Below are 2,925 nucleotides of genomic sequence, written 5' to 3' on the forward strand. Positions count from 1 at the left end.
CTCCTCGACATCGAACTGCTCACCATCAAACTGCGTCTGCTGATCGCCTCCGTGGACAAGGCCAAGGAGATGGGCATCGACTGGTGGGAGCACGATCCCTCGCTCTCCTCCCGGGCCGGGAGTCGGGACCCGCTGGAGGAGGAGAACCGGCGCCTGCGCGACCAGCTCGAGGCCCTGCGGGCCGAGGCGGCCCTGCCACCTGCCGCGGGCGCCGACGAGGAGCCTGCGCGCCGGCCCGCACGCGCGCAGCGGACACCGCCCCGCACGCGCCCCGACGCGGGGGACGAGCTATGACCGGGCCGTACCTCGCCTACACCTACGCTGTCGCCCGGTACACCGACGGACTGCCGCAGGTCGTCGCGGCCCTCACCGGGGTGGCCGCCTCGCGGGTCCACCTCGTGGAGCCCACACACGGCCGTGACCCGGTGGCCGCCGTGAGCCCGGTGCCCGCCGAGGACTTCGACGAGACCGCACTCCGACGCCACCTGGAGGAACTCGCGTGGCTGGAGGAGGTCGCCCGGACCCACCACGGCGTGATCGAGGCGATCGCGGCGCACACCACCGTCCTGCCGCTGCGGCTGGCCACCGTCCACCTCGACGACGGCCGCGTGCGTGCCGTGCTCGACGCCCGGCAGGAGGCCTTCCTCGATCGCCTCACCCAGCTCGCCGACCGGCTGGAGTGGGGGGTCAAGCTCTATCTCGACGCCCCTGCCACCCCGCCGCCGCCCCCGCCGGCGGACCTCGGCCCCGGACGCGCCTACCTCCGCCACCGCCGGGCCGAACAGGACCTCCGGCAGGACGGCTACGACGCGGCCCGGACGGCCGCCGAGCGGATCGACGCAGCCGCACGGCTCCACGCCGTCGACCGCGTCCGCCACCGCGTCCAGCAGGGCGAACTCGCTCCGGGGCCCGGCACCAACGTCACCAACGACGCCTACCTCGTCCCCGTGGAACGTGCGGAGGCCTTCCGGGCCGACGTGATGCGGTCGACCGACGGCCTGCCCGGGGTCCGGGTCGACGTCACCGGCCCCTGGGCCCCCTACTCCTTCGCCGCCCCGTACGAAGAGGAGGACACCGCGCCGTGAAGGCAGCCCACGGCCGGCCGGCCACCCCCGACGCCCCCCTGCCGCAGCGCCAGGTCGCCCTCATCGACCTGCTCGACCGCCTGCTCGGCAGCGGCGTCGTCCTCACCGGCGACATCGTCCTGTCCATCGCGGACATCGACCTCGTCCGGATATCACTGCGGGCACTCATCGTGTCCATCAGCGAACAGCACCCCGCCCCCTGGGCCACGGGCGTCCCACAACCACCCGAACGGCCATGACGGGCGCACCCCGCCCCTCCGACCGCTTCGACGAAGTCGCCGAAGCGGCCACCCGCGCCTTCCGACTGCTGCCGGCCACACCCCGCGACGACCCTCAGCCCCGGCTCCTCGCCCTCGGGCCCCGGGCCCCGGCCCGGAGGATCACCACCGGCCCGGACACCGTCGAACACGACCTCATGAAGCTGGTCCTGACCATCGTCGAACTCCTGCGCCAGCTTATGGAACGCCAGGCCCTCCACCGCGTCGAGTCCGGCGACCTCACCGACGCACAGGAAGAGACCCTCGGCGCCACCCTCATGGCCCTCCACGACCGCATGACCGAACTCTGCACCCGCTACGGCCTGACCCTCCAGGACCTCAACCTCGACCTCGGCCCACTCGGCACCCTCCTCCCACCACCGGACTGACACCCGCAGCTCCGGGCGCGGCACGGGCAAGCCGACTGCCGGCCTGCAGTCCGCTCGTCCCCGCTCCCGCCGGACGGGCCCGGTACTTCGACCGAACGCTCTGGTCGAAGGTGATGTCCGCCGTTTCAGCCCGAGGGCACGAAGACCACACCGAGCCGGCCCCTCACCTGCTCGGCGACAGTGCCCGGGAAGGAGTCGTTCGTGCTCTTCGAGCCGGCCTGCTGGTGCTGCCCGCGGGCTGGCCGTCGCCGGTCACTCGGCGCGGTGGGGCTGGTGGGAGGCGACGCGCAGCGTGGCCCGGGCGGGGAGTTGCTCCCATCCGGTGCTGCGGCGGGCGCGGTGCGGGGTGCCTTCCAGGGCGGGGAGGATGTCGCGGGGGCGGGCGTCCGGATCGAGGGTGAGGTCGAGGGTGGCGTGGGGACGGTGGGCGTGACCGGTCAGGTGGGCGTGCGCCTTGTGGACGCCGGGGAGTCGGGCGGCGTCGGCGGCCAGGGCGTCGTCGAGTGCGGCGTCGTGCAGTTCGACGCCGTCGCAGGGCGGGGTGCCGACCGGCAGGCGTCCGGGGTGCCGGTGGCGGAGTTGTGCCAGGAGCCACCACAGGGCCAGGGCGGTGAGGATGGCCAGGGCGGCGATGACGGTCGGCCACCACCAGTCCTCGTCCGTCCAGCGGGTGCGGTCCTGGACCGGCAGGAGGGTGTCGTGCGGGCCGGTGAGGGGCCAGTCGGCGGGCGGGTCGAGACTCCAGCGCCGGTAGAGGTCCAGCCCGCCGGTCAGCACGAGCAGGCCGGCGACGGCCAGCAAGGTCCGGTTGAGGACGGAGTGAGAGTTCATCAGGTCGTCTCGTGTGGCGATGGGCCCGCGGTCTGTGTCGCTGCGCCGGCACCGTCACGGGCCGCGCCGGCGGGCTCGGACTGTGAGCCGGGGCACCCGGGCGAGGGCGAGGGCGTCAAGCTGCGCTGTCAGCGCTTCGGTGACCTCGGTGTGCACGGTCTCCAGGTCGCGGAAGCTGACCTGCGCGCGGGCGTTGATCCGGCGTCGGCGAACTCGCACGTCGGCGTGGGATACGCCCGGCACGCGCAGGGCGGCATCGCGCAGCAGTCGTGCGGCGCCGTCGCGGTCGAGAGCGGCCTGTGGTGCGTCCGGGTCGTCGGGGGCCGCCATGGGCAGGAGGTGTCGGCGGCCGGGGGTGAGCGC

General features: G+C 74.1%; 6 protein-coding genes. 4 read left to right on the plus strand and 2 right to left on the minus strand.

The features are described from left to right. The 4 genes from AB0P35_RS41810 to AB0P35_RS41825 form a co-directional block, all read left to right on the plus strand. Nucleotides 1-294: gas vesicle protein (locus AB0P35_RS41810; RefSeq protein ID WP_363521781.1), on the plus strand; the 294-nt coding region annotated here is incomplete at its 5' end. Beyond that, nucleotides 291-1,085 (plus strand): GvpL/GvpF family gas vesicle protein, encoded by a 795-nt coding sequence (locus tag AB0P35_RS41815; protein WP_363521784.1) that lies wholly within the window; start codon nucleotides 291-293, stop codon nucleotides 1,083-1,085. The genes AB0P35_RS41810 and AB0P35_RS41815, both read left to right, overlap by 4 nt. Further along, nucleotides 1,082-1,324 (plus strand): gas vesicle protein, encoded by a 243-nt coding sequence (locus AB0P35_RS41820; protein ID WP_095877937.1) that lies wholly within the window; start codon nucleotides 1,082-1,084, stop codon nucleotides 1,322-1,324. The genes AB0P35_RS41815 and AB0P35_RS41820 overlap by 4 nt, the downstream gene beginning before the upstream one ends. Continuing rightward, nucleotides 1,321-1,731, plus strand: coding sequence for a gas vesicle protein K (locus AB0P35_RS41825; RefSeq protein ID WP_363521787.1), 411 nt, complete (start codon nucleotides 1,321-1,323; stop codon nucleotides 1,729-1,731). Before AB0P35_RS41820 ends, AB0P35_RS41825 begins: the two co-directional genes overlap by 4 nt. A 252-nt stretch (nucleotides 1,732-1,983) precedes the next feature. On the opposite strand, the gene AB0P35_RS41830 is transcribed toward AB0P35_RS41825, so the two are convergent. Both AB0P35_RS41830 and AB0P35_RS41835 read right to left on the minus strand, forming a co-directional pair. Further along, the gene (locus tag AB0P35_RS41830) at nucleotides 1,984-2,562 is read right to left on the minus strand and encodes an alkaline shock response membrane anchor protein AmaP (RefSeq protein ID WP_363521790.1); all 579 of its coding nucleotides are present in this window, start codon (nucleotides 2,560-2,562) and stop codon (nucleotides 1,984-1,986) included. Nucleotides 2,563-2,616: 54 nt separating this feature from the next. Then, on the minus strand, nucleotides 2,617-2,925 hold a 309-nt coding region (locus tag AB0P35_RS41835), incomplete at its 5' end, for a DUF6286 domain-containing protein (protein WP_363521793.1).

This window comes from Kitasatospora sp. NPDC085879 (assembly GCF_040686255.1).
In the GTDB taxonomy this organism is placed as follows: domain Bacteria; phylum Actinomycetota; class Actinomycetes; order Streptomycetales; family Streptomycetaceae; genus Kitasatospora.